Here is a 26,014-nt window from a genome sequence, read left to right as displayed (position 1 = left end):
GGCTCGGAAGGTCAGGCGCCCTTTAGAAGATCAGGCGCGCCTTAGAAGATCAAGCTCTTGGCAAGCGAGGCCACGCGGCTGAAGCCGTCATAGACGCCGGGCTCGAAGAAGGCCGCGCGCGCCAGCACAATGCCGGCGACCAGCGACCAGAACAGGCCGGTACCGACCCGCAGCAGAAGCTTTGACCCGCGCGAGCGCGGCTGGGTGTCCGTTGCGGACACCAATTGCTCGCCGAAAGGCTCAAACCTGGTGCGTTCCATAGCAATCAATCCATCAATTTCTGATGGAAATGTCGTCGTTTCGGCTCCAAACAGCAATGGAAGCGATTGGCTTTTTTGCCTCCCGGAGGGGAAACTCCTTCCGCCGGACGGACCCGGGGCAATAGTTTTCTTCTTCCGGCCTATTTTAGCACCCGCGCCCCGGTTGGCAGGTAGCGCCGCGCTATGAAAGGAATCTGCCTATGCCAAACTCCCGCGTGCGCATCTACACGGATTACAAGAGCCCCTACGCGTTCGTCGCCAACAAGCGCCTGTTCGAACTGCAGGAGACGCACGGCGTCGAGCTCGAATGGCTGCCCTATACGCTGCGCGTCGCCGAATTCATGGGGACCGTGGAAGAGCGCACGCCGCATTTCTGGCGCAAGGTGCGCTACGCCTATATGGACGCACGGCGCTATGCCAATGCGCAAGGGCTCGTCATGAAAGGTCCCCGGCGGATCTACGACGCGTTCTACTCCAGCGTCGGCATGCTATTCGCCCAACAGCACGGCTTCTTCCGGCCTTATCACGACACGGTGTTTCGTCGGTTCTGGAGCCATGAGCTCGAGATCGACGATCTCGCCGCAATCACTGACGTCATCACGTCCTGCGGTGGCTCAGCCAGCGAGTTCGAAGCCTACGTCAACGGCCCTGCCCGCGCCGAACACGACCGCATCATCGACGAGGCCGAAGCGCTTGGCGTGTTCGGCGTACCGACCATGGTGTTCAACGGCGAGCTGTTCTGGGGCGGCGACCGCATCGACATGCTGATCGAACGCATCGAGAAGCCCGGGACGATCGAGGCCGCGCTCGGCAGCCGCCATCGCAAGCCGGTATGAACAGCAACGCTACGCCGCCAGTCCACTCTCCACCGGAGCAAACTCCAGCCCTAGGCTCTCCGCCACCGCCTTGTTGGTGATGCGGCCGCGATGCACATTCAGTCCGTTGCGCAGATGTGGGTTTTCCAGCACCGCCGCGAAGCCCTTGTTCGCGAGCATCAGGCCGAACGGCAGCGTCGCGTTGTTCAGCGCCTGGCTCGACGTCACCGGCACCGCGCCGGGCATATTGGCCACGCAATAATGAACGATGCCGTCAACCAGATAGGTCGGATCGGCATGCGTGGTCGGGTGCGAGGTCTCGAAGCAGCCGCCCTGATCGATGGCGACGTCGACCAGCACGGCGCCCGGTCGCATCGATGCCAGCATCGCACGCGTGACGAGCTTGGGCGCACTCGCGCCCGGCACCAGCACCGCGCCGATCACGACGTCGGCAGCGAACACCTCCTCCTCGACTGACTCGATGGTGGAGAAGCGGGTGCGCGCGCGCCCGGCAAAGAGATCATCGAGTTCGCGCAAGCGGGGGATAGAACGGTCGATCACGGTGACCTCGGCGCCAAGGCCTGCGGCCATGCGCGCGGCTTGCGTTCCCACCACGCCGCCGCCGAGCACGACGACCCGCGCCGGCTGCACACCGGGAACGCCGCCCAGCAGCAGCCCGCGGCCGCCGGCCGAACGCTTGAGTGCGGCGCCGGCGGCCTCGATGGCGAGGCGGCCGGCGACTTCGCTCATCGGCGCAAGCAGGGGGAGGTGACCGGCCGCGTCGGTGACGGTTTCATAGGCGATCGCAGTACAGCCGGAGGCGAGCAAACCCCTGGCCTGCTCGGGATCCGGCGCGAGATGGAGATAGGTGAACAGGATCTGGCTTTCGCGGAGCTGGGCCCACTCGCTTTTCTGGGGCTCCTTCACCTTCACGATCATGTCGGACTTCGCGAAGATGTCGCGCGCGCTCTCGGCAATGGAGGCCCCTGCCCGCCGATAGACTTCGTCGGAGGCGCCGATGCCGCCGCCCGCGCCGGTCTCGACGGTCACCTCGTGCCCCGCCGCGACATATTCGCGGACCGCACCCGGAGTGAGTCCGACGCGATATTCCTGCACTTTGACTTCCTTGGGCACACCGACGCGCATCCCGGGCCTCCTTTTGATTCACCTCATGATCGTAGCGACGTGCCCGGTTTGGTTTCGTGCAAATATCCGCTAGCTTTGGCCTCCCTGCGCCGGTTTCCGGCGCGCAAACGCCCTTTCACGCTGGAAACGAAACTTTGGCCCTCGACCGGAAAGATCTCGCCATTCTCGCGGAACTCACGACCAATGCGCGGGCCAGCCACACCGAGCTCGCCAACAAGGTTGGCCTGTCCAGCACCGCGCTCGCGCGGCGGCAGAAGACGCTCGAGGACGACGGCTACATCCAGGGCTATCAGGCCGCACTCGACCTCGCACAATTCGGCCTCACCACCACGGTGCTGGTCCGTATCGCGCTGGAAAGCCAGAGCGACGAGGCGTTGAAGGCGTTCGAGGCGGAGGTGGTGAAATGCCCGTCCGTCGTGCGCTGCTTCCTGATGTCGGGGACCGACGACTACATTCTGATCGTGCTCGCCCGCGACATCCAGGATTTCGAGCGCATCCACCGCATGGAGCTGTCGCGCCTGCCGCGCGTCGCGCGGGTACAATCGAGCTTCGCGCTGCGCGAGGTTGTCAACCGCGCCGTGCCGAATGTGGTGTTCGGCGAAGCAAAGCGCTGACCGCAACCTCTCGGAAAGGCGAATTGCCTCCAAGGAACCAACCGGCCGGTGGTCCGTTGGGCGCTATTGGCCGTCGGAGGCGTGCCCCCCGCGTCGACACGGCTGACGTCCGGCATCGTCGCCGTCGCAGGGAGCAGGACATGGGCGATCTCACGCATCAGATTCCCGAACGCATTCCGATTCAGCTTGTCGTCAACGGCGTCAGTCACACGCTCGATCTCGTGCCGTGGACCACGCTGCTCGATGCCTTGCGCGACCATCTTGCGCTGAGCGGCACCAAGAAGGGCTGCGACCATGGTCAGTGCGGCGCCTGCACGGTGCTGGTGGACGGCCGGCGCGTCAATTCCTGCCTCACGCTCGCCGTCATGAAGGACGGCGCGGAGATCACGACCGTCGAAGGTCTTGCCAAGGATGGCGCGCTGCATCCCCTGCAACAGGCTTTCATCGACCATGACGCCTTCCAGTGCGGCTATTGCACGCCGGGACAGATATGTTCGGCGGCCGGACTGCTCGCCGAAGGCCGTGCCAAAGATGCCGACGAGATCCGGGAGTTGATGAGCGGAAACCTCTGCCGCTGCGGCGCCTATCCGAACATCGTCGCCGCCATCCAGCAGGCAATGGGCCAGCCATGAACAACTTCCAGTACGCTCGAGCCAATGATGTCGCCGACGCCATCCGCTTGCTCGCCGCCGATCCCGGCGCAAAACTCATTGCCGGCGGCACAAATCTGATCGACCTGATGAAAGAGAATGTCGAACGCCCCACTCGGCTGATCGACATTTCCCGCCTGCCGCTGCGCAAGGTCGAGGAGACACCCGGCGGGTCCTTGCGCATCGGCGCCCTGGTGCCGAACTCGGACCTCGCCTACCATCCATTGATCGAGCAGCGCTATCCCCTGCTCGCGAGCGCCATTCTGGCCGGCGCTTCGGCGCAATTGCGCAACATGGCGTCCGTTGGCGGCAATCTGATGCAGCGAACGCGCTGCGCTTATTTCTATGACACGGCCACGCCCTGCAACAAGCGACATCCCGGCAGCGGCTGCTCGGCGATGGACGGGCTGAACCGCAACCATGCGATCCTGGGTACGAGCGCCGCCTGCATCGCCACCAATCCATCCGATATGAGCGTGGCGCTTGCCGCGCTCGATGCGCGCGTGCACATCGCGGGTCCCTCCGGCGAACGCACCATCGCGCTGACCGATTTCCATCGGCTGCCCGGCGACAAGCCTCATGTCGATACCAATCTCGGCACCGGCGAAATCATCACGGCGATCGAACTCCCGCCGGGCGGCTTTGCTCAAAACAACAGCTATCTGAAAATTCGCGACCGCATGTCCTATGCTTTTGCTGTGGTCTCGGTTGCCGCCGCGCTCGAATTGCAGGGCAACGCGATCAGCGGGGCACGCGTGGCGCTCGGCGGCGTGGCTCACAAGCCCTGGCGCAGCCTCGAAGCCGAAGCGGCGTTGCGCGGCCAGGCCGCGACGCCCGACCATTTCGCCCGCGCCGCGGAACTCTTGCTCCAGGGAGCAACGGCCCGCTCCCATAACGGCTTCAAGGTCGAACTCGCACGCCGCGCCATCGTGCGGACGCTGACACAGGCGGCGAACGCCACGCCGCAATCTCAGGCCCACAAGAAGATCGCGTGAGGACCCCATGAACGCTTATGTCGGAACGCCAACGTCGCGTGTGGACGGCCGGGCCAAGGTCACCGGGGCCGCCAAATACGCCGGCGAATTTCCGGCCGACAGGCTCCTCCATGGCTTCGTCGTCGAGGCCACCATTCCACGCGGGCGCATTGCACGCCTCGACAGCAGTGCGGCGCTGCAGGTCGAGGGCGTGCTCGACGTGCTCACGCATGCGAACCGTCCGCCGCTCGCCGACAACGACGAGTCCTGGAAGGACGAGGTTGCACCGGACGGGTCGCCTTTCCGCCCGCTCTACGATGACACGATCAAGTTCAACGGCCAGCCGATCGCACTTGTCGTCGCAGAGGACTGGGAAACCGCGAAATTCGCCGCGACGCTGGTGCGGGTCGAATATGAGCAGCATGGTTTTGCGACCGACCTCGAAGGCGAGCGCAGCAACGCTGCCGAGAAGGACAAGCCGCATAAGCCGCGCGGCGACGCCGCAGCCGCCCTTGCGGGAGCTGACGTGCGCCACGAGGCGGACTACGTGATACCGACCGAGCATCACAACCCGATGGAGCTCTATGCGACCACGGCGGTCTGGGACAGCAGTGGCAAGCTCACGATCTACGACAAGACCCAAGGCGTCCAGAACGTCCACAAATTTCTCTGCAGCGTGTTCGACAAGAAGCCCGATGACATTCGCGTGGTCTCGCCATACGTCGGCGGCGCCTTCGGCTCCGGCTTGCGGCCGCAATATCAGGTGGTACTGGCAACGCTCGGCGCGCTCGCGCTGAAGCGATCCGTTCGCGTCGTGCTGACGCGGCAGCAGATGTACGGGCTCGGCTACCGGCCGATGACCATCGAACGCGTCGCGCTGGGCGCGAAATCAGATGGTACGCTCGATGCGGTCACGCACGAGGCCACTGCCGTCACCTCGCGCTATGAGGATTTTGCACGCAACGATACCGGCTGGGCCGAACAGCTCTACAAGAGCCCGAACAGCCGCTTCTCCCACAAGCTGGTTCACCTTGACGTCTCCACGCCCTGCGACATGCGCGCACCGGGCGCGGCGTCGGGCGTCTGCGCGCTCGAATGCGCGATGGACGAGCTCGCCGTGGCACTCAAGCTCGACCCGATCGAACTGCGGCTGAAGTGCTACTCGGATCGCGACCAGAGCGAAAACCTGCCCTACACCAGCAAGCAGTTGCGCGAATGCTACGCGCGCGGCGCGGACGCCTTCGGCTGGAGCAAACGCAATCCTGCACCGCGCTCGATGCGCGACGGCAAGGATCTGGTCGGCTGGGGCATGGCGACGGGTGTGTGGGAAGCACTGCAGATGCCGGTCGCCGTCCGTATCGTGCTGACGTCGAACGGACATGCCGAGGTGTCCTGCGCCGCATCCGACATCGGCACCGGCACCTACACCATTGTCGCGCAGGTCGCGGCCGATGCGCTGGGCCTGCCGATCGAGAACATCAGCGTCAGGCTCGCAGATTCCAGTCTGCCGCAGGCGCCGGTCGAGGGCGGCTCCTGGATGGCTGCCTCGAGCGCACATGCGGTGCTCGCAGCCGCCGAGGAGGTGCGCAAGGAGCTGTTAGGTCTGGCCGGGAAAATCCCAGGCTCGCCGCTTGCCGGCGCCGAGTTGGCCGATACGGTCCTGATCGACGGCAGCATTGCCGGGGCCAGCGACACCAGCCGTGCGGTCTCGATCGCCGACGCGATGCGCCATGGCGGCGTCGAACGCATCGAGAAGGAAAAGCTCAACCAGTTCGGTGAGGACAAGAAGCACGCGCGCAATACCCATTCAGCCGTCTTTGCCGAGGTCAAGGTGGACGAAGAGCTGGGCGTCATCCGCGTGACGCGGGTCGTGAGCGCCGTCGCGGCCGGGCGGATTCTCAACACCAAGACTGGCCGCAGCCAGATCATGGGCAGCGTGGTCTGGGGAATCGGGATGGCACTGCACGAGGAGACGGTGATGGATCACCGCTTTGGCCGGATCATGAACGCCAACATCGCCGAGTACCACATTCCCGTGAATGCGGATGTTCACGACATCGACGTGATCTTCGTCGACGAGCCGGACAATCGTATCAACAAGCTCGGCATCAAGGGGCTGGGCGAGATCGGCATCGTCGGCGTCCCGGCCGCGATCGCGAACGCCGTCTATCACGCCACTGGCAAACGCATCCGCCGCTTCCCGATCACACTGGACAAGCTACTCGACTGAGCCGCCGGTCATCCGACCCGGCTCGCTCGGGATCGCGCCCCTGTCATCCAGCTGTCATCAAATGTGTCGAGACCTGTCGGTCTCGCACATTCGGGATGGACAATGGACTATTTCAAGCGCTTCAACTTCCTGTTCGCCGCACCTGTGTTCGACGCCGACGACCTCGAAGGCGTGCGCTTCAACCAGATCATCGAGGAGATCCAGCGTTCCGGCTTCGAGGTCGTTCGCGCCCGCAAGCTGGAGGACGCGGAGATGGCGGTGCAGACCGATGCCGCGATCGGCTGCATGGTGGTGGATTGGGGCAAGAAGGGCCTGGAGGGCAAGACCTCGGCGCTGATCAATTTGATGCGGCGACGCGGCCTCGATTTCCCGATCATCCTCCTGATCCGGCGCAAGCGGTTCGAGGATCTCCCGGTCGAGGTGCTCGACTTCATCGACGGTTATGTCTTCCTGTCGGAGGAGACACCGACCTTCATCGCCAAGAACCTGATCAGCCGTCTGAAGCAATATGCGGAGACGCTGAAGACGCCGTTCTTCGGCGCGCTGGTCGACTATGCCGAGGAGGGCAACCAGCTCTGGACCTGTCCGGGCCACAATGGCGGCGTGTTCTACAACCGCAGCCCCATCGGACGGGTCTTCGTCGAACATCTCGGCGAGTCCGTGTTCCGCGACGATCTCGACAATTCTGTGCTCGACCTGGGCGACCTCCTAACCCATGAAGGACCGGCGTTGAAGGCACAGAAGGAAGCCGCCCAGATCTTTGGCGCGGAAAAGACCTATTTCGTGCTCAACGGCACCTCGACCTCGAACAAGGTTGCGCTCGGCGCCCTCGTCACCGACGGCGATCTCGTACTGTTCGACCGCAACAACCACAAGGCCGCCCATCACGGCGCGCTGATGATCAATGGCGGCGTCCCGGTCTACGTGCCGACCATCCGCAATGCCTGGGGCCTGATCGGCCCGATGCGCTGGGACATGCTGGACGAGAAAACCTTGCGCGAGGCAATCCGCAATCATCCCTTGGTCACGGACAAGGACGCCTGGCGCAAGGAACGGCCGTTCCGCGTCGCCGTGGTCGAGCAGTGCACCTATGACGGCACCATCCACAGCGCCGAGATGATCTTGAAGCGCATCGGCCATCTCTGCGAGTACATCCTGTTCGACGAGGCCTGGGCCGGCTTCATGAAGTTCCACCCGCTCTATGCAGGCCGCTTCGCCATGGGGCTGGCGAACCTTCCCCCCGAGGCACCCGGGATCATCGCGACGCAGTCGACCCACAAGCAGCTTGCGAGCTTCTCGCAGGCATCCCAAATCCACATCAAGGATCGTCACATCCGCGGCCAGAAGCGACGCGTCGAGCACCGCCGCTTCAATGAAAGTTTCATGCAGCACGCTTCCACGTCGCCATTCTACCCGCTGTTCGCCTCGCTCGACGTCGGCGCGCAGATGATGAAGGGCCGCTCCGGCGAAGTGCTGTGGGACGACACCATCCGGCTCGGCATCGAGCTGCGCAAGAAGATCCGCGCGATGCGCAGGGAGTTCGAGGAGAAGGAGCAGAATCCGGACCGGCGCTGGTTCTTCGAACCCTTCGTCCCCGATCGCGTCGCCATTCCCGATGTCAGCCACGCCGGCGCTTCGCACAACGTCGCCTGGGAAACACTCTCCACCGACGAGCTCGCCACCAATCCTGCGCTGTGGCAGCTCTCCCCCGACAGCGCCTGGCATGGCTTCCCTGGCCTCAGCGAGGGCTTCGCCATGACCGATCCGAACAAGCTGACGCTGCTCACGCCCGGCTTCGATCGCATCACCGGCGGCTATGTCGATCACGGCATCCCCGCTCCGGTCGTCGCGCAATATCTCCGCGAGAACCGCATCGTCCCCGAGAAGAACGACCTCAACTCCCTGCTCTTCCTGCTTACCCCGGGCGTCGAGGCAAGCAAGGCGGGCACGCTGATCTCCGGTCTCGTCGCCTTCAAGCGGCTGCACGACGACAATGCGCTGCTTGCGGACGTTATCCCGGAGTTCTCCCAGCGGCGGCAGGCGCGCTATGCCGGCGTGCGGCTGCGCGACCTCTGCGGCGAGATGCACCGATTCTTTCGCGCCGCCGACGTCAGCGCGCTTCAGGCGCGACAGTTCATGCCCGAGCACATGCCTGACATCGCGATGTCGCCCCGCGATGCCGCGCGCTACCTGTTCCGCAACGATGTCGACTATCTGCCGATCGAGGCGATCACGGGCCGTATCGCCACCACACCCTTCGTGGTCTATCCCCCCGGCATCGCCACCATCGTGCCCGGCGAGCGGCTGACGGAACGGGCCAAGCCCATGCTGGATTATCTCAAGATGTTCGAGACCTGCTTCAACACGTTCCCGGGCTTCGACGTAGAAATCCAGGGCGTCTACAAGGAGATCGATGCGCAGGGGCGCATCGGGCTCTATACTTACGTCGTTACCGAGTAGGTGCCGATGAACGAAACTGCGGTTGCGCGCCCGGATGACGGGCCGGTCCTGGTCCGGCCGTCACGCGAGAGCGATGTCGAGGCGATGCTGGCGATCTACCGCCATCACGTCCGCAACGGCGTGCCGCGCGACGTCGAGGGAACCGGTGCGCCCGAGCCGGACGATCTGCGCGACCGGCGCAAGAACCTGAAGCAGACCCGCCTGCCGCATCTGGTCGCGGCCTACCGCGGCGAAGTCGTGGGCTATGCCTACGCCGTGCTGTTCCGCAAGCGTCCAGCCTATCGCTACACCGCCAAGCATTCGATCTACGTCCACCACGAGCATCTTGGCCGCGGGGTCGGACGGCTGTTGCTCCAGGAATTGATCGATGCTTGTGCAGCCGCCGGCTTCCGCCAGATGATTGGCTATATCGATGCCGACAATGCCCCCTCGCTGGCGTTGCACGAGAAGTTCGGTTTCGCGCGCGCCGGCCTTCTGCGTGGTGTCGCCTATCGCCACGGTCACTGGTCCGACACCGTCATGGTACAGCGCTCGCTCGGCGCTGGCGTCACTGCGCCACCTGTCACGGCGCCCCGGCGCTAGGCCCTCACGATGGAAAGTCAGCCGGTCTGACCTGGATGCGGTCGGCATGCAACGACCAGTGGTGCAACGCCTGGTCCTCGCAAAACCTCGCCTTCGCCCGCTCTCTGGCTTCGTCCTCGTCGGAAGCGTCGATCTCGAGCGTGCCCTGGCACACCTCGATCTGCCGGCCGTACTGGCCGAGCACGTCCTTCATGAACCTGACCACATAAGTTGACATGGGACCTCCTGCCTGCCCCGGCGGCGCTCACTCTAATCCCATTTAGGCGGAATCCGGGAGGGAGATTTTGACGCGGATCAAAGTCGGGCGCGGTTCCCCCCCCCCGCCGATCATTAGGCGGCAGGAGCGCCGCCCACGGAAGGACAAAGCGACAGCCGACTACGCCGGCGTCACACCAAACGCCTGCTTGAATCGCTCCGCATAGCGTGGCCAGACCTCGGGATTGATGATGCGCGGCGGGCGCTTGCCGTCGAGCGTCTGCAGCACTTGCTCGGCGGCGATCCGGCCCATGTTCTGCCGCGCCTCGATCGTGACGCCGGCCGTATGCGGGCTCGCCAGCACATTATCGAACTGGAGCAGCGGATGCTCCGGCGGCGGCGGCTCCTTGGACCAGACGTCGAGACCGGCGCCCGCAATGCGCTTGTCACGCAATGCCTGGAGCAGCGCATCTTCATCGTGGATGAAGCCGCGCGCGGTGGTGATAAAGTACGCATGCGGCTGCATCAACCCAAACTCGCGCACGCTGATCATGTTGCGGCTGCCCTTGTCGAGCGGGCAGGAGATCGAGACGAAATCGGCGCGGCGCAAGAGCTCGTCGAGCTCGACCTTCTCGCCGCCCCGCTCGGCCATCACCTCGGCCGTCAGGTACGGATCGTAGGCCAGCACCTTCATGCCGAACAGGCCCTTGCAAAACGCGGCGATGCGGCGACCGACATTGCCGAGGCCGATGATGCCGACGGTCTTGTGCTCGATCTCGTTGCCGACGAGTTCGTTGCGGTTGACGTTGGACTCCCTGCGGAGCTTGCGATCGGACTGGATGATGCGCTTGGACAGCGTCAGCATCATCGCCAACGCATGCTCGGCGACCGAGTGGGCGTTGCCGCCGGACTGGTTGACGACCAGCACGCCGGCATCGGTGCAGGCCTCGACGTCGACAGGATCGAATCCCGCGCCGTTGCTGGAGACGAGCAGCAGGTTCGGCGCGCGCTTCAGGAAGGCAGCATCGACATGAAAGTGCGGGGCCAGTTCGTCACGGGCCGCGCCGATCTGGTAGACATGAGCCACTTCGATGATCGGCGCGAAATACTCCTCGGGGCTCTCGTTCTCGATGCGATCGAGCCGGACATCGGGCCGCGCCTTCAGAATGTCGATATAGATCGGGTTGGCCAGATATTTGACGTAGAAGACGCGCTTGCTGTTGACGGACATCAGGACCCTTCCGGCTCTCTCCAGGAGATCCGCAGGGCCAGCGCTTCGCGCACTCCTGTCATGCGTTCCTCCGTTCTCTTGTTGTTGCCGCTTATGACACGGCGGCACCGGCCGCGGCAGGCCGTCTGGCGCAGATCACGGTGCAGCCCGGACATGTTGACAATCCCGCTGCCTGCGTCAAGTTCGGCAGACCGCCGCGACGGCCAAGACAAGGGCTAAGACAACGCCCAAGACAATGGCAAAGACCAAGAAGCATGCGCGGCCGAAGGGAGAACGCAATGCCGATTGCGGAGCAACAAACCTCGTCCGAGGCGGCGCAGACCTCCAGGGACAAGAGCTGGCACGGCATCATCCTACAAACGCTGAAGCGGAACGAGATCAGCCTCGTCCCCTACGTGCCCGACCGCGTGCTGACGCCGCTGATCAAGAACCTGCATGCCGATCCCTTCTTCACCACCTTTGCCACCGCCCGTGAGGAGGAGGCCGTCGGCATCGTCTCGGGCGCCTGGATGGGCGGACGGCGGGGCGCGGTGTTGATGCAGACCTCGGGCTTTGCGACGCTCGCCAACGTGCTGGCCTCGCTCGCGGTGCCCTACCAGATTCCACTGATCATGTTCGTGTCCGAGCGCGGCACGCTCGGCGAGTTCAACTACGGCCAGTCATTGGTCTGCCGCACCATGCGTCCGGTGCTGGATTCGCTGGCGCTGGAGCATCACACCATCACCCGGCTCGACGAGCTCGAATTCATTGCCGACCGTTCGATCAAGCAGGCCGTCACGACGCAGGCGCCGGTGGCCCTGATCCTCAACCCGCTGCTCACGGGCGGCAAGGTGTTCGACAAGTGAGGCCGGCCCAAATGAATACCGACGCGCGCAACACCAAAGTGATGAACCGCTTCGACGTCACCTCGCGCCTGATCGCGAAACTCGAGCACGAGGAAGCCGTGATCGGCGGCATCGGCAACACCAATTTCGACCTCTGGGCCGCCGGCCACCGTCCGCAGAATTTCTACATGCTCGGCAGCATGGGGCTCGCCTTTCCGATCGCGCTGGGCGTGGCGCTGGCGCAGCCGGACCGGCGCGTCTTTGCGCTCGAAGGCGACGGCTCGCTGCTGATGCAGCTCGGCGCGCTCTCGACGATTGCAGCGTTGAAGCCGAAGAACCTCGTCATGATCGTGATGGACAACGGCATCTACCAGATCACCGGCGCGCAGCCGACGCCGGCCGCGAACGTAGCTGACATCGTCGCCATCGCGACCGGCTCCGGGCTTGCCAACAGCGCCTGGGCCGCAGACGAGGAGGATTTCGAGCGTCTGGTCGAGCAAGCCATGTCGGTCGGCGAGCCCAGCCTGATCGCCGTCCGCATCGATGACAAGCCCGGCGTCGGCGCCACCCGACGCGATCCCGTACAAATCCGGGAACGCTTCATGCACGGCCTTGGCGTGCGCGAGCCGCTTTAACGTTTCGTCATTAACTACACGGCGATCTGATCCTGGCGCCTCGGCAGGCGGCTGCAATCCGTGCTAAGCGGTGCGAATGTCCATTTTGGTTCGCTCCTCTGCCTGGCTGCTTGCCGCCGCCGTCGCCTTTGCAACCCTCGGTCCGCCCGGCCTGCGGCCCCATTCCGACCTTGGCCAGGACGGCGAACATGCCCTTGCCTTCGTCCTGGTGGGACTAGCCTTCGGCCTCGCCTATCCGCGCCGCCGCCTGTCGGCCACGGCGATCGCCGTGGTGCTGATCGGCCTGCTCGAACTGATGCAATTCTGGGCACCGGGACGGCATGCGCGGTTGGAGGACTTTCTGGTCGATGCCGGCACCACCTGCGTCGGCTTCGCGCTGGCAGCCATCACCGATTGGGCCATGACGCGGTTTCGTGCAAATTCGGCCCTGACGAGCCAAGGCCCCGCGGAGTGACGCTCCGCAGGGCCGTCTCTTCAAAGCTCACGCTCTGATCGATCAGTCGATGATCTTGACGACGCGGCGGGTGCGCGGCTCCACGATGACGCGGCGATCGTTCACGACTGCATAGCGATATTCGGTGTAATTCGGCACGGGCCGCAGCACCACGGTCGGCGGCAGGGGCTCGCCGACCACGACGCGCTCGTGGACCACGACGGAATCGTCGCGCGGAATTCCGCCGAGGATCGCATTCGGGATTTCCAGACCAGCGCCGACCGCCGCACCGACGGTACCACCGACCATCGCTCCGACCGGGCCGCCGATGTCGCCGCCCGCGCGTGCGCCGTTCCTGGCGCCCTGTTCGGTCGTCGACTGAGCAAAGGCCGCACTGGACGCCAGCAGCGACGCGGCAACCAACGAAATCGCAAGACGGGTTTTCATGTGCTTATGTCTCCAGTGATTGTTGTGCGCCTTCAACCGCCGGGCCGGATCATTGTTCCGGTTCCCCGCCGGATCCAGGCAGAACCACAACGGAGACTGTTACCCGGTAACAGTTCAGGCCGCGGCGATCTCGTGCCCCGCCATCAGTTCCAGCGCCCGCACCATCGCCGAGTGATCCCAGCCCTTGCCACCATGCGCGGTGCAAGACGAGAACAATTGCTGCGCCACTGCCGTGCTCGGCAGCGACAGGCCGAGCGCGCGGGCGCCTTCAAGCGCGAGGTTGAGATCCTTCTGGTGCAGCTCGATGCGGAAACCGGGATCGAAATTGCGCTTCACCATGCGCTCACCATGCACTTCTAGAATCCGCGACGACGCAAAGCCGCCCATCAGGGCCTGCCGCACCAGCGCCGGATCCGCACCGGCTTTCGACGCGAACAGCAGCGCTTCGCTGACCGCTTCGATCGTCAACGCGACGATGATCTGGTTGGCGACCTTCGTCGTCTGACCATCGCCATTGGCGCCGACCCGGGTGACGTTCTTTCCCATCCGGTCGAAGATCGGCTTCATGGTGTTGAAGGCGCGTTCGGGCCCACCGACCATGATGGTGAGGCTTGCCGCCTTGGCACCGACCTCCCCGCCTGACACCGGGGCGTCGAGATAATCCGCGCCGAGCGCCTCGATCTTCTTCGCAAATTCCTTGGTCGCCAGCGGCGAGATCGAGCTCATGTCGACCACGATTTTGCCCTTGGAAATGCCGCCCGCGACGCCGTCGTTACCGAACAGCACGGCCTCCACATGCGGGGTATCCGGCACCATGATGATGACCGCATCCGCCTCCTCCGCGACCTCCTTACTTGACTTGCAGTCAACGCCGCCGGCGGCGATCAGCTCGGGTGCGACCGGCCCGACATCGTGCAGGAGAACGCGATGGCCTGCGGCCAGAAGATGGCCGGCCATCGGCCGTCCCATGGTGCCAAGTCCGATAAAGCCGATGTCGATCATGTCAGCGTTTCCTCAGGTCTCGAAAGTCTGCGTGGCGTGCCAGGACAGGCCTTCCAGCGTCGTGGTGCGCGGCTTGTATTCGCAACCGATCCAGCCGCGATAGCCGATCGCGTCGAGATGGCGGAACAGGAAGGGATAGTTGATCTCGCCGGTGCCGGGCTCGTTGCGGCCGGGATTGTCGGCGAGCTGGATATGCGCGATCTGCGGCAGATATTCCTGCATGGTACGTGCGAGATCGCCCTCCATGATCTGCATGTGATAGATGTCGTACTGGATGAACAGATTGTTGGAGCGCACCTCGGAGATCAGCTGCACGGCCTGCTCGGTGCCGCTGAGGAAGAAGCCGGGAATGTCGAGCGTGTTAATCGGCTCGACCAGAAGTTTGATGTTCTCGCGCGCCAGAGTCGACGCTGCAAACCGCAGATTCCCGACCAGCGTTTCGTTGAGCTCGCGCGGGTCGGCATCGACAGGCGCGATGCCGACGAGACAGTTGAGCTGCTCGCAATCGAGCGCTTTGGCATAGTCGATGGCGCGAAACACGCCGTCCCTGAACTCGCTGGTACGATCAGGCAGGATCGCGATGCCGCGCTCGCCTGCCGCCCAATTGCCGGCCGGCAGATTGTGCAGCACCTGCGTCAGCCCATGGCTGTCGAGCTGCTCGCGCAACTGCGCCTTGTCGAATTCATAGGGGAAGAGGTACTCGACCCCGGAAAAGCCCGCCGCTTTGGCTGCGGCGAAGCGGTCCACGAACGGCATTTCGTTGAAAAGCATGGTGAGGTTTGCGGCGAATTTCGGCATGATGCTGTTCCCTATTCCGCCGGCTGCAGCACGCCGGGCCGCGCGGTCGCGACCTCGTCGAGCGGCAGATCCAGCACCTCCTCGAATTCGACGATGTTGTCGATTTCCGTGCCCATCGCGATGTTGGTGACGCGTTCGAGGATGAACTCGACTACGACAGGCACGCGGTACTTCGCCATCCATTCGCGCGCGGTCGCGAACGCAGCCTGCGAATCCTTGGGATCGGTGACACGGATCGCCTTGCAGCCGAGCCCCTCGGCCACGGCGACATGGTCGACGCCGTAGCCGCCGAGCTCCGGCGCATTGATGTTCTCGAACGAGAGCTGGACGTGGTAGTCCATGTCGAAGCCGCGCTGGGCCTGGCGGATCAGACCGAGATAGGAATTGTTCACGACGACGTGGATGTAGGGCAGATTGAATTGCGCCCCGACTGCGAGCTCTTCGATCAGGAACTGGAAGTCGTAATCGCCGGACAGCGCGACGATGTCGCGATCAGGACACGCCGCGCGCACGCCGAGCGCCGCGGGTAGCGTCCAGCCGAGCGGTCCCGCCTGCCCGGCATTGATCCAGTTGCGCGGCTTGTAGACGCCCAAGAACTGCGCGCCGGCGATCTGCGACAGGCCGATCACGGAAACGTAGCAGGTGTCACGGCCAAAGGCCTTGGTCATCTCCTCGTAGACGCGCTGGGGCTTGATCGGGACGTTGTCGAAATGGCTCTTGCGCAACATCGTCCTCTTCCGGTCGCGGCAAGAAGCGGGCCACGCCTGGCGCTCGCGCAACCTGCCTGACCGGCGCCATTCCCTGGCGACGGTGACGAACAGTTCGAGCGCGGCCTTCGCGTCCGAGACGATGCCGAGATCGGGATTGAACACGCGTCCGATCTGGGTCGGCTCGATGTCGACATGCACGAAGGTGCGACCCTTGGTGTAGGTCTCGACCGAGCCGGTGTGGCGATTTGCCCAGCGATTGCCGATGCCGAGCACGAAATCGGATTCGAGCATGGTGGCATTGCCGTAGCGGTGGCTGGTCTGAAGACCGACCATGCCGGCCATCAGCACGTGGTCGTCGGGGATGGCCCCCCACCCCATCAGCGTGGGCACGACCGGCACGTTGGCGATCTCGGCGAATTCCACCAGCAGATCCGAGGCGTCGGCATTGATCACGCCGCCGCCCGCGACGATCAGCGGCCGTTCGGCGGCGTTGAGCATTTCCAGCGCCTTCTCGACCTGCTTGCGGCTCGCGGTTGGCCTGTAGACCGGCAACGGCTCGTAGGTCTCGTCGTCGAACTCGATCTCGGCGAGCTGCACGTCGAGCGGCATGTCGATCAGCACCGGTCCCGGCCTCCCTGAGCGCATGACATGAAACGCCTGGCTGAACACGCGCGGCACCAGCGCCGGCTCGCGCACCGTCACCGCCCATTTGGTCACGGGCTTTGCGATCGATTCGATGTCGACGGCCTGGAAATCTTCCTTGTAGAGCCGCGCGCGCGGCGCCTGCCCGGTGATACAGAGGATCGGGATGGAATCGGCGATCGCCGAATAGAGCCCGGTGATCATGTCGGTGCCCGCCGGCCCCGAGGTTCCGATGCAGACGCCGATGTTGCCCGCCTTGGCCCGAGTATAGCCCTCGGCCATGTGCGAGGCACCCTCGACATGGCGCGCCAGGATATGGCGGATCGAGCCGCGCTTCTTCAGCGCCGAGTAAAGCGGATTGATCGCGGCCCCGGGAACGCCGAAGGCAGTCGAGATGCCTTCCTTCTCCAGAATTCGGACGGCCGCATCGATCGCTCGCATCTTCGCCATATCGGACCTCGCTTGAGTTGAGTCAGCGAGCGAGATCATCAGGCGTGCAAGCCCCGCACTCAACGATATCGATTTTATTTTCCACGATGCGGCAGCCGCGGAAAAATCGCGGCGGTCTCAATCGGTTAGATCGAGATATCCGTGAAAGCGATCACTCGAACAGCGGCGCCAGCTGCATCTGCGGCACCAGCACGAGGCCCTTGTCGGTGATACGAATTTCCGGAATGACCGATAGAGGAATCAGATTGAAGCCCATGTAGGGGATGGTGCAGCCGGCTTCCGCCCATTCCTTCTTCAGCACCTTGACCTCTTCCGCCACCTCCGTGACGCGCTTGTCGGACAAGAGCCCAGCGATCGGCAGCGGCACCAGCGCCCTCACCTTGCCCTCGGCGACGAGGCAGACGGCGCCCTGTTGCTCCTTGATGGCGGCCACCGCGACCTGCATGTCGGCCTCGTTGGTGCCGGCAACGATGATGTTGTGGCTGTCGTGCCCGACGCTGGAGGCAACCGCGCCGCGCTTGAGGCCAAAGTCCTTCAACAGGCCGTAGGCGACGTTGCCGGCGGATTTGCCGTGACGCTCGACCACCGTGACGAAGCACAGGCCGTAGCGCGCAAACAGCGTCGGCCAATCCTTGGCCGGCTCGATCGCGATCTTCTCATGGATCAGCGTGATGCCGGGCAACGCGGTCTTGATGGCGTTGACGGTGCAGGCCTTCACCGGCGGTTCCGGCGTCAGCTTCAGCTTCTCCGGCAGCTTCACAGTCGCGTAGGCCGCCTGCGGGTATTGATATCGCTGCGACAACGCCTGATCGAGCCGCGGCGTGATCTTGCGGTTCTCGACCACCAGCTCGCCGCCGTACCAGGTCGATTGGGGCTTGAGATTATCGTCCATCACCACCAGATCGGCGCGGCGGCCGCCGCCGAGCCCGCCGATATCGCTGTCCATGCCGAAGCGCGTCGCGCCATGCAGCGAGCCCATCGACCACGCCTGCTCCGGCGACATCCCTGCCTTCACGGCTTCGCGCACCACCCAGTCGAGCCCGAACAGCAGGAGATCATCGGCGTCGCGATCGTCGGTGCACACGGCGGTTCGCTTGTGCGAAGCGCCGAGTTCGGTGATGGTCCGGATCGCCTGCGGCAGCGAGTGCCAGGGCGTGGTCGGCGGTCCCCCTCGCAAGAACACCCAGACGCCGGCATCGAGCAAATCGTCGGCGATATCGCGGTCGATCGCCTCATGGGTGTCGGTGACGCCGCTCGCCGCATAGGCCGCAACGAATTCGCGGCCGTAGACGTGACCGGATACCGGCCGCCCGCGCTTCAGGGCGGCGGCCAGGATGGCGTGGCTGCGCTCGTCGCCCATGGTGACAGGTACAAAATCCATCTTCTCGCCGAGCGCGACGGCTTCGGGCCAACGGTCGAACAGGCCGGCGATCTTATCGGGCGTCAGATCGCCACCCGCGGTCTCGAGTGCGGCTGAGGTGGCCGGCACCGTGCTTGGCACGGTCAAAAAAATCGACAACGGCGCCTCGCGCGCGTCCTCCAGCATCGCCTCGACGCCAGCGACGTCCATCACGTTGCCGATCTCGTGGCTGTCGCAGAAGATCGTGGTGGTGCCGTTGAGCAGAGCCGCTTCGGCATAGGCGCAAGCCGTCACCATCGAGGATTCAATATGGATGTGCGGATCGACCAGCCCCGGCGCGACGATGCCGCCGGCGGCATCGTAAACCGGCACGTCGCCGAAGACTTTCTTCGCAGCACCGGCCGGCTTCACCGCCGCAATGCGGCCGCCGGTGATCCAGATTTCGCGGCTCGCATGGATACGCTCCGAATAGGTCGAGAGCACGCGCGCGCCCGTGACGACGAGATCCGGCGCGACACGCGCCGAGGCCACGTCGGCTAGACGCCGGGTCATCGAATGCAGCGGTGCGACGGCGAAGCGGGTAAGTTTGGTCATCGGAGCCCTCGCGTGGTGTTATGGCCCTGCGATGGTTACGCCCTGCGCCCGACCGGGCAAGCTCAAATATAACGGCACGTCCTGCTTACGCCTTAGGCGGCGAAGCGCCTGCCGCCCCTGACCTCGCGGGTCTGCGCGAGTTCCGTCGTCTCGGGGCCGCTGCGGCAGCGGCCTTGACCCGAATCCGCATCGACCTCCCGTTCTGCTCGTCGATCTCGAACGCATTCGTCTTGCGCACGAGGTCACTCAGTTTGCGGAAGCCGAACGTTCTCGGATCGAAATCGGACGCGAGATTGGCGAGTTGGCGACCGACCTCCCCGAGCGTCACCCAGCCGTCCTCGCTCTCCATCTGGGTGATGACCTTCTTGATGATGGGGGTCGCGGCATCGAGCGGCTGAAGCGAGGTCGATCGCGAGGCGGCGTCCTGGGTGTTCGCCGGGGCGGGAAGCAGGTTCTCCGTGTAGACGAACCTTCGGCAGGCCTGCCGGAAGCTCTCCGGCGTCTTCTGTTCGCCGAACCCAAAGACATCGATGCCCTGCTCCCGGATCCGGGCGGCCAGACGGGTAAAATCGCTGTCCGACGACACCAGGCAAAAACCGTCGAACCGGCCGCTGTGAAGCAGGTCCATCGCGTCGATGACCAGGGTGATGTCGGAGGCATTCTTTCCCGTCGTGTAGGCGAACTGTTGCTGCGGGATGATGGCGTGTTTGGACAGGATGTCGGCCCAGCCCCTCGACCTGGCATTGGAAAAATCGCCATAGATGCGGCGAACGCTCGCCTCGCCGATCTTGGCAATCTCCTCGAACAGTCCATCGGCGATCTTTGCCGAAGCATTGTCGGCATCGATCAGGACAGCGAGACGGGGCGAACGGAGCTCTGACGGCATGACTTTTCCCAAAAGGACGCGACAACGGTGGACGGATATACCGATGTCGGGGCTATTGCCGCCAGAGCTGATTTCTTCAACGACCCACGACGGACCGCGAACCCGGCTCAGGCCGGCTTCACGATCGGGGTCACACCACCGAGCGCAGCCGTCAGTTCCGCCGCGACCTTGCGCACCACGCGGCCGATCTCCGGCAGCCGCGCGTCGGTGACGCGGCTGGTCAAGCCGGAGACGGAGATCGCCGCCAACGGCTCGCCAAGTGCGTTGGAGACCACGGCTGCGACGCAGCGCAGGCCCATCTCAGCCTCTTCATCATCCACCGCAAAACCCTGCTTGCGGATGCTCTCGAGCTCCTTGAACAGGTCGCTCGGTCGCACGATGGATTTCTCGGTCAGGCGTGGCATGCCGTGATGGCGGATTACGGCGCCGACGTCCTCGTCGGAATAGGTCGCGAGCACCGCCTTGCCGACGCCCGACGTCACCATGGGGACGCGGCCGCCGACCTGGGTCAGCGAGCGCATGATCTCGCGGCTCTCCATGCGGGTCAGCACGATGATGAACTCGTCGTCGACCATGGCAAGATTGGCGGTCTCGCGGGTAAGATCGCGCAGCTTGCGCAAGTAGGGGATGGCCTGGGCGCTGAAATTGCGCCGCCGCGCGAAGCTCGCGCCCACCGTGAAGCTGCGCACGCCGACATGCCATTTGGATTCGGCGCGGTCGAACTGCACGAAGCGGCGGCTTTCCAGCGTCGCCAGCAGGCGGTGCACGGTCGAGGCGGAGAGCCCGGTGCGGACGGCGAGATCGCTGAGGCGATAGCCCTCGTCATCCTCGGACAACGTTTCGAGAATCGACAATGCGCGATCGACGGACTGCACGCCGCCGTCGCGCGCGTCGTGATCGGCGTCCGATGGCGATCGAGGCTTGAGAGATTTACGCCGGATCACGTTCTTGCCCATCGCGACCTGACTGTTCTCACCTCTCCCCGCATCCGCCTTCGCCAAGCCTTCGGCGGGCAAGCGCGGGGAGAGGTGAAGTGGTAGCTCAGAGCAGCCCTGCCCCGCGCGCCCATTTGTACTTGGCGCCGAGGACCTCGACCGGCAGCTCGGTCGAATAGGCGTAGGCCGGGATGCCGTTCTGGTAGAGATATTCGGCGGCCTCCTCGACCTCGACGTCGCCGGCAAGGGAGGCGACGATCGGCTTCACGAAGCCCTTGGCCTCCATCTCCTTCTTCACCTCGACCATGTTGCGGGCGAACACCATCGGCGGCGTGACGATGGTGTGCCAGTAGCCGAGGATCAGCGAATGGATGCGCTCGTCCGTCAGGCCGAGCTTCACGGTGTTGACGTAGGTGATCGGCGGCTCGCCACCGGTGATGTCCACGGGATTTCCGGCCGCGCCAAACGGGGGAATGAACTTGCGGAAGGCCGCATCCAGATCCGCCGGCATCGCCATCAGCGACAGGCCATTGTCGACGCAGGAGTCCGACAGCAGCACGCCCGAGCCGCCCGCACCAGTGATGATCAGCACGTTCTCGCCCTTCGGCGTCGGCAGCACCGGCACGCCGCGCGCGAACTCGAGCAGCTGCCGCAAGCTACGGGCGCGGATCACGCCGGACTGCGCCAGGACGTCCTCGTAGATCTTGTCGTTACCGGCGAGCGCGCCGGTGTGCGACGAGGCCGCCTTCGCACCGGCCGAGGTGCGGCCGGCCTTGAGCACGATGACCGGCTTTTTCTTGGAAACGCGCTTTGCCGCTTCCGCAAAGGCGCGGCCGTCCTTGAGGTCTTCGCAGTGCTGCGCGATCAGGTTGGTGTTCGGGTCCTGCTCGAAGAAGGCGAGCAGATCGTCCTCGTCGATGTCGGACTTGTTGCCGAGGCCGACGATCGCCGACACGCCCATCTTGGCCGAACGGGAGAAGCCGATGATGGCCATGCCGATGCCGCCCGACTGCGAGGACAGCGCCGCGTGGCCCTTGACGTCATAGGCGGTGCAGAAGGTCGCGCAGAGATTGGCAGGCGTATAATAGAAGCCGTAGATGTTCGGTCCCATCAGGCGGATGTCGTACTTCTTGCCGACTTCGACGATCTCGGCCTGGAGCTCCGGCGCGCCGGCTTCCGCGAAGCCCGACGGGATCAGCACCGCGCCGGGAATTTTCTTCTCGCCGCATTCGGTCAGCGCCGCGGCCACGAACTTCGCGGGAATTGCGAACACCGCGGTGTCGATTACGCCGGGCACGTCCTTGACGCTCTTATAGGCCTTGTAGCCGAGGATCTCGGCGGCCTTGGGATGGATCGGGTAGATGTCGCCCTTGTAGCCGCCATTGATGAGGTTCTTCATCACGGAGTTGCCGATCTTGCCGTCTTCGGCCGAAGCGCCGACCACGGCAACCGCCTTCGGCTGCATGATGCGGCTCATGGCCGCGACGATCTCTTCGGTCGGGCGCGGCTTCGGCTTGGGCACGTAAGCGAAGTCGACGACGATGCGGACGTCGGCCGCGATCGCGTCCTTGGCCGTCGCGAACACCGGGTTGAGATCGAGCTCGACGATCTCAGGGAAATCGGTGACGAGCTGCGAGACCTTGACGATGACATCCGCAAGCGCGGTGCGGTTCACCGGCTCGCCGCCTCGAACGCCCTTCAAAATTTCATGCGCCTGGATGCCGTCGAGCATCGACAGTGCGTCTTGCTTGGTCGCGGGCGCGAGGCGGAAGGTGATGTCCTTCAGGACTTCGACCAGCACGCCGCCGAGGCCGAAGGCCACCAGCTTGCCGAACGAGGCGTCGGTGATCGAGCCGACGATCACTTCGGTGCCGCCGGCCAGCATCTGCTGCACCTGGACACCCTCGATCTTGGCATCGGACTTGTACTTCCTGGCGTTGGATAGGATCGTCTCGTAAGCCTTCTCGGCGTCCTCGGCCGTCTTGAGCCCGACGATGACGCCGCCGGCTTCGGTCTTGTGGAGAATGTCCGGCGAGACGATCTTCATCACCACCGGAAAGCCCATCGAGGCGGCCATTTTGCCGGCCTCGCCGGCCGATTTCGCCACACCCTCCTTCGGCACCGGAATGCCGTAGGCGTCGCAGACCAGCTTGCCTTCCGGGGCGGTCAGGCTGGTGCGCTTGTCCGCCTTGACCTGGTCAAGCACCTTGCGGACGGCATCTTTGGAATTGGACATGTGGCTCTCCCTTGACCTTGGTTCTTGCGTTTCTCAAAGCGCGCGCGTGTGGCGGCTGCCCGTGATGCTTTCCATTCGCCGCGCTCTGTTCCATGTCGCGGAACGGAGTGGCATAAAGCCGAGTGTTACTCCGCCGGCTTGGATCAAAAATGGCTGGCGATGGCATTTGGTATGCCAGAAGCCAACTTGTCAAGCTGCAGCGCACCCTAGAACGCTGCAAAAAATAGGCAGCTTGACATTCTGGTATTTGGTATGCCAAAAACTTTCCCGTTAATAATCCTGTAAAAGACGACTCCCACTGGAGGAGATTCGTCGTGTCACTGCGGAAACCAACCAAGGCGTTGCCGAACATGGCCGAGGCAGATATCGCAATCGTTCGTATTGCCCCGGAGAGTAGCTTCAAGAACAAGGCGTATGACGCCTTGAAGGAAGCCATCCTCAAGATGGACATCTACTCGACGCCCGAGCCGGTGATGCTCGACGAGCGCGCGTTGTCCGAGCGCCTGGGCGTGAGCCGCACGCCGATCCGCGAAGCCATCGCGATGCTCGAGCAGGACGGTTTCGTGAAGACGGTTCCGCGTCGCGGCATCATGGTGGTGCGCAGGACCAAGAGCGAGATCGTCGACATGATCCGCGCTTGGGCGGCGCTGGAGAGCATGGCGGCCCGCCTCATCACCGCCACGGCGCGCAAGAAAGACATCACGGCCCTGCGCGACTACTTCAAGGAATTCGGCAAGGATCGCCTGCCCGAGGATCACGTCGAGGAATATTCGCGCGCCAACATCGCCTTCCACCAGGCGCTGATCTCGCTGTCGGAATCACCGGTGCTGGTCGATCTCACCAACGACCTGCTGCTGCACGTGCGCGGATATCGGCAATTGACCATCGGACGCAAGGACCGCACCGCGACGTCGCTGCCCGAGCATCTCGGCATGATCGAAGCCCTTGAGGCGCGCGATACCGAGCTCGCCGAGAAGCGCGCCCGCGATCACACCCTTGGCCTTGCCGCTTACGTCGAAGCGCACGGCCAGGAACTCTTCTAGCCAGCAACGTTCACCAGAAGGGCGAGGCATCGCCCCCAAAAGCCTGAAGCGGCATCTTGAGACCAGGGAGATAAGGCCCATGCTGAATACCGCGACCAAGTCCGAAGCACCGGGCACCGAGCAGGAACTGACGGATGGTTTTCATCTCGTCATCGACGCGCTCAAGCTGAACGGCATCAATACCATCTATAATGTGCCGGGCATTCCGATCACGGATTTGGGCCGCATGGCGCAGGCGGCCGGTATTCGCATGATTTCGTTCCGCCACGAGCAGAACGCCGGCTATGCGGCGGGCATCGCCGGCTACCTCACCAAGAAGCCCGGCATCTGCCTCACCGTCTCCGCGCCCGGCTTCCTCAACGGTCTCACCGCGCTCGCGCACGCCACCACCAACTGCTACCCGATGATCCTGATCTCGGGCTCCTCCGAGCGCGAGATCGTCGACCTCCAGCAGGGCGACTACGAAGAGATGGACCAGCTCGCGATCGCCAAGCCGCTATGCAAGGCGGCCTATCGCGTGCTGCACGCCCAGGACATCGGCATCGGGCTTGCCCGCGCCATCCGTGCCGCCGTCTCCGGCCGTCCCGGCGGCGTCTATCTCGACCTGCCGGCAAAGCTGTTCGGCCAGGTGATGAACGCCGATGCCGGCCAGAAGTCGCTGGTCAAGGTGATCGACGCGGCTCCCGCGCAGATCCCCTCGCCCGCTTCGATCAAGCGCGCGCTTGATGTCTTGAAGAGCGCAAAACGTCCGCTCATCATCCTCGGCAAGGGCGCGGCCTACGCGCAGGCCGACGAGGAGATCAAGACCTTCGTCGAGAAGAGCGGCATCCCCTTCCTGCCGATGAGCATGGCCAAGGGCCTCCTCTCCGACACCCATCCGCAGTGCGCAGGCGCCGCCCGCTCGACGGTGCTGAAAGAATCCGACGTCGTGCTGCTGATCGGCGCCCGGCTGAACTGGCTGCTCTCGCACGGCAAGGGCAAGAACTGGGGCGAAGCGCCCAAGAAGTTCATCCAGGTCGACATCGAACCGCGCGAGATGGACTCCAACGTCGAGATCGTCGCGCCCGTCGTCGGCGACATCGGCTCGGTCGTCTCCGCCTTCAACCAGGCCATGGCTTCGGGCTGGACCGCCCCGCCGGCCGAATGGACCAAGGCGATTTCGACCAAGCGCGAAGAGAACGTCGCCAAGATGGCGCCGAAGCTCATGAACAACAAATCGCCGATGGATTATCACGGCGCGCTCGGCGTGCTGAAGAACGTCATCAAGGATCATCCCGAGGCGATCCTCGTCAACGAGGGCGCCAACACGCTCGACCTCGCCCGCGGCGTCATCGACATGTATCGCCCACGCAAGCGTCTCGACGTCGGCACCTGGGGCGTGATGGGCATCGGCATGGGCCAGGCGATCGCGGCGGCTCTCGAGACCGGCCATCCCGTGCTCGCAGTCGAAGGCGACTCGGCCTTCGGCTTCTCCGGCATGGAGGTGGAGACCATCTGCCGCTACAATCTGCCGATCTGCGTCGTGATCTTCAACAATGACGGCATCTATCGCGGCACCGACGTCAACGGCGCCAACGCCGATCCGGCGACGACCGTGTTCGTCAAGGGCGCGCGCTACGACAAGATGATGGAAGCCTTCGGCGGCGTCGGCGTGAACGCGACCTCACCGGACGAGCTCAAGCGCGCCGTCAACGAAGCCATGGCCTCGGGCAAGCCGACGCTCATCAACGCCGTGATCGATCCGGCAGCCGGTTCCGAGAGCGGCCGCATCGGCAACCTCAATCCGCAGAGCGTTCTGCAGAAGAAGAAGTAAGCACTCCCCTTCAACCCATAAGGTCCCTGCGGGTGCAGGGGTAGATCAG

General features: G+C 64.2%; 24 protein-coding genes. 12 read left to right on the top strand and 12 right to left on the bottom strand.

The features are described 5' to 3' along the window. Positions 1–41 precede the first annotated feature (41 nt). A complete protein-coding gene (locus tag BRA471DRAFT_RS14635; protein ID WP_231171117.1) occupies positions 42–221 on the bottom strand; it encodes a hypothetical protein in 180 nt (59 codons plus the stop codon). Between the two features lie 239 nt (positions 222–460). On the opposite strand from BRA471DRAFT_RS14635, the gene BRA471DRAFT_RS14630 reads away from it, so the two are divergent. Then, entirely contained in the window at positions 461–1,096 is a 636-nt protein-coding gene (locus BRA471DRAFT_RS14630; RefSeq protein ID WP_007608391.1) for a 2-hydroxychromene-2-carboxylate isomerase, read from the top strand. A gap of 9 nt (positions 1,097–1,105) precedes the next feature. On the opposite strand, the gene ald is transcribed toward BRA471DRAFT_RS14630, so the two are convergent. Beyond that, the gene (gene ald, locus BRA471DRAFT_RS14625) at positions 1,106–2,221 is read right to left on the bottom strand and encodes an alanine dehydrogenase (RefSeq protein WP_007608390.1); all 1,116 of its coding nucleotides are present in this window, start codon (positions 2,219–2,221) and stop codon (positions 1,106–1,108) included. 134 nt (positions 2,222–2,355) lie between these two features. On the opposite strand from ald, the gene BRA471DRAFT_RS14620 reads away from it, so the two are divergent. The 6 genes from BRA471DRAFT_RS14620 to BRA471DRAFT_RS14595 all read left to right on the top strand — a co-directional run bounded on the left by BRA471DRAFT_RS14620 (position 2,356) and on the right by BRA471DRAFT_RS14595 (position 9,731). Further along, a complete protein-coding gene (locus BRA471DRAFT_RS14620; RefSeq protein ID WP_007608389.1) occupies positions 2,356–2,835 on the top strand; it encodes an Lrp/AsnC family transcriptional regulator in 480 nt (159 codons plus the stop codon). A gap of 140 nt (positions 2,836–2,975) precedes the next feature. Then, positions 2,976–3,467 carry a (2Fe-2S)-binding protein gene (locus BRA471DRAFT_RS14615; protein WP_007608388.1) on the top strand — a complete coding sequence of 164 codons (492 nt, stop codon included), beginning with the start codon at positions 2,976–2,978 and terminating at the stop codon, positions 3,465–3,467. Continuing rightward, a complete protein-coding gene (locus BRA471DRAFT_RS14610) occupies positions 3,464–4,480 on the top strand; it encodes a xanthine dehydrogenase family protein subunit M (RefSeq protein WP_007608387.1) in 1,017 nt (338 codons plus the stop codon). The genes BRA471DRAFT_RS14615 and BRA471DRAFT_RS14610 overlap by 4 nt, the downstream gene beginning before the upstream one ends. Before the next feature lie 7 nt (positions 4,481–4,487). Continuing rightward, a complete protein-coding gene (locus BRA471DRAFT_RS14605) occupies positions 4,488–6,689 on the top strand; it encodes a xanthine dehydrogenase family protein molybdopterin-binding subunit (protein WP_007608385.1) in 2,202 nt (733 codons plus the stop codon). A 102-nt stretch (positions 6,690–6,791) separates the two neighbouring features. Beyond that, a complete protein-coding gene (locus tag BRA471DRAFT_RS14600; RefSeq protein WP_007608384.1) occupies positions 6,792–9,149 on the top strand; it encodes an Orn/Lys/Arg decarboxylase N-terminal domain-containing protein in 2,358 nt (785 codons plus the stop codon). A gap of 6 nt (positions 9,150–9,155) precedes the next feature. Next, the gene (locus tag BRA471DRAFT_RS14595) at positions 9,156–9,731 is read left to right on the top strand and encodes a GNAT family N-acetyltransferase (protein WP_007608383.1); all 576 of its coding nucleotides are present in this window, start codon (positions 9,156–9,158) and stop codon (positions 9,729–9,731) included. A gap of 4 nt (positions 9,732–9,735) precedes the next feature. Here BRA471DRAFT_RS14595 and BRA471DRAFT_RS38855 read toward each other — a convergent pair whose 3' ends face one another. Both BRA471DRAFT_RS38855 and BRA471DRAFT_RS14585 read right to left on the bottom strand, forming a co-directional pair. Then, positions 9,736–9,948, bottom strand: coding sequence for a hypothetical protein (locus BRA471DRAFT_RS38855; RefSeq protein ID WP_007608382.1), 213 nt, complete (start codon positions 9,946–9,948; stop codon positions 9,736–9,738). Positions 9,949–10,107: 159 nt separating this feature from the next. Further along, positions 10,108–11,157, bottom strand: a complete 1,050-nt coding sequence (locus BRA471DRAFT_RS14585; protein ID WP_007608381.1) for a hydroxyacid dehydrogenase — start codon at positions 11,155–11,157, stop codon at positions 10,108–10,110. A 278-nt stretch (positions 11,158–11,435) separates the two neighbouring features. Here BRA471DRAFT_RS14585 and BRA471DRAFT_RS14580 point away from each other — a divergent pair, with 278 nt between their 5' ends. The 3 genes from BRA471DRAFT_RS14580 (at position 11,436) to BRA471DRAFT_RS14570 (ending at position 13,070) form a co-directional block, all read left to right on the top strand. Next, positions 11,436–12,002, top strand: a complete 567-nt coding sequence (locus tag BRA471DRAFT_RS14580) for a thiamine pyrophosphate-binding protein (RefSeq protein ID WP_007608380.1) — start codon at positions 11,436–11,438, stop codon at positions 12,000–12,002. An 11-nt stretch (positions 12,003–12,013) separates the two neighbouring features. Beyond that, the gene (locus BRA471DRAFT_RS14575) at positions 12,014–12,616 is read left to right on the top strand and encodes a thiamine pyrophosphate-dependent enzyme (RefSeq protein ID WP_007608378.1); all 603 of its coding nucleotides are present in this window, start codon (positions 12,014–12,016) and stop codon (positions 12,614–12,616) included. Between the two features lie 76 nt (positions 12,617–12,692). Further along, complete coding sequence (locus BRA471DRAFT_RS14570) at positions 12,693–13,070, top strand: antibiotic resistance protein VanZ (RefSeq protein WP_007608377.1); 378 nt, start codon at positions 12,693–12,695, stop codon at positions 13,068–13,070. A gap of 42 nt (positions 13,071–13,112) precedes the next feature. On the opposite strand, the gene BRA471DRAFT_RS14565 is transcribed toward BRA471DRAFT_RS14570, so the two are convergent. The 8 genes from BRA471DRAFT_RS14565 to BRA471DRAFT_RS14530 form a co-directional block, all read right to left on the bottom strand. Further along, positions 13,113–13,496, bottom strand: coding sequence for a DUF1236 domain-containing protein (locus BRA471DRAFT_RS14565; RefSeq protein ID WP_007608376.1), 384 nt, complete (start codon positions 13,494–13,496; stop codon positions 13,113–13,115). A 114-nt stretch (positions 13,497–13,610) separates the two neighbouring features. After that, positions 13,611–14,498 carry a 2-hydroxy-3-oxopropionate reductase gene (locus BRA471DRAFT_RS14560; protein ID WP_007608375.1) on the bottom strand — a complete coding sequence of 296 codons (888 nt, stop codon included), beginning with the start codon at positions 14,496–14,498 and terminating at the stop codon, positions 13,611–13,613. A 12-nt stretch (positions 14,499–14,510) separates the two neighbouring features. Then, positions 14,511–15,296 carry a hydroxypyruvate isomerase gene (gene hyi / locus BRA471DRAFT_RS14555; protein ID WP_007608374.1) on the bottom strand — a complete coding sequence of 262 codons (786 nt, stop codon included), beginning with the start codon at positions 15,294–15,296 and terminating at the stop codon, positions 14,511–14,513. A gap of 11 nt (positions 15,297–15,307) precedes the next feature. After that, positions 15,308–17,098: a glyoxylate carboligase gene (gene gcl, locus BRA471DRAFT_RS14550; RefSeq protein ID WP_007608373.1), complete on the bottom strand. Its 1,791-nt coding sequence runs from the start codon at positions 17,096–17,098 to the stop codon at positions 15,308–15,310. Between the two features lie 151 nt (positions 17,099–17,249). Continuing rightward, positions 17,250–19,052, bottom strand: coding sequence for an adenine deaminase (locus tag BRA471DRAFT_RS14545; protein WP_007608372.1), 1,803 nt, complete (start codon positions 19,050–19,052; stop codon positions 17,250–17,252). 85 nt (positions 19,053–19,137) lie between these two features. Next, positions 19,138–19,938: an NYN domain-containing protein gene (locus BRA471DRAFT_RS14540; RefSeq protein ID WP_007608371.1), complete on the bottom strand. Its 801-nt coding sequence runs from the start codon at positions 19,936–19,938 to the stop codon at positions 19,138–19,140. Between the two features lie 107 nt (positions 19,939–20,045). Beyond that, positions 20,046–20,894 carry an IclR family transcriptional regulator gene (locus tag BRA471DRAFT_RS14535; protein ID WP_007608370.1) on the bottom strand — a complete coding sequence of 283 codons (849 nt, stop codon included), beginning with the start codon at positions 20,892–20,894 and terminating at the stop codon, positions 20,046–20,048. Positions 20,895–20,979: 85 nt separating this feature from the next. Continuing rightward, a complete protein-coding gene (locus BRA471DRAFT_RS14530) occupies positions 20,980–23,109 on the bottom strand; it encodes an acetate--CoA ligase family protein (RefSeq protein ID WP_007608369.1) in 2,130 nt (709 codons plus the stop codon). Between the two features lie 350 nt (positions 23,110–23,459). Here BRA471DRAFT_RS14530 and BRA471DRAFT_RS14525 point away from each other — a divergent pair, with 350 nt between their 5' ends. Beyond that, positions 23,460–24,152 (top strand): GntR family transcriptional regulator, encoded by a 693-nt coding sequence (locus BRA471DRAFT_RS14525; protein WP_162496371.1) that lies wholly within the window; start codon positions 23,460–23,462, stop codon positions 24,150–24,152. A gap of 79 nt (positions 24,153–24,231) precedes the next feature. Continuing rightward, positions 24,232–25,965 (top strand): oxalyl-CoA decarboxylase, encoded by a 1,734-nt coding sequence (gene oxc / locus BRA471DRAFT_RS14520; RefSeq protein ID WP_007608367.1) that lies wholly within the window; start codon positions 24,232–24,234, stop codon positions 25,963–25,965. Positions 25,966–26,014 lie beyond the last annotated feature (49 nt).

This window comes from Bradyrhizobium sp. WSM471, assembly GCF_000244915.1.
In the GTDB taxonomy this organism is placed as follows: Bacteria; Pseudomonadota; Alphaproteobacteria; order Rhizobiales; family Xanthobacteraceae; genus Bradyrhizobium.
Note: the sequence above shows the minus strand (reverse complement) of the source record. Positions and strands in the feature narration are given on the sequence as shown.